At 63.8% G+C, this 268-nt stretch carries 1 protein-coding gene; it reads left to right on the top strand.

All coding sequences use genetic code 11. From position 1 onward, the window contains the following. Nucleotides 1-16: 16 nt before the first annotated feature. A partial coding sequence (locus tag AAEY79_RS15075; RefSeq protein ID WP_352289242.1) for a S24 family peptidase occupies nucleotides 17-268 on the top strand: 252 nt, incomplete at its 3' end.

The raw sequence follows: 268 nt of genomic DNA, 5'->3' as shown, positions 1-268 counted from the left end.
AGGTGAGGCATTCTGGTTGCCGGTGACAGGGGACGCCATGACTGCGCCCACGGGCATGAGCATTGCGGCTGGCATGATGATCCTGGTTGACCCGGCCATACCGCCCGAGCCCGGCAAACTGGTGGTGGCCCAATGGGCCGGTAACCCCCACGCCACCTTTCGCCAATTGCAGGAAGAGAGCGGCCAGCACTACCTGGTGCCGCTCAATCCCACTTACCCCAAGGTGTTGCTTACCGACGGCTGTCGCCTCCTGGGTGTGGTGGTGCAG

Origin of the sequence: Psychrobacter sp. GW64-MNA-CIBAN-0177, from assembly GCF_040309585.1 — a bacterium.
Classification (GTDB): Bacteria; Pseudomonadota; Gammaproteobacteria; order Pseudomonadales; family Moraxellaceae; genus Psychrobacter; species Psychrobacter okhotskensis.
The sequence above is the reverse complement of the archived record's forward strand: the minus strand, read 5'-3'. Positions and strand labels throughout refer to the sequence as shown.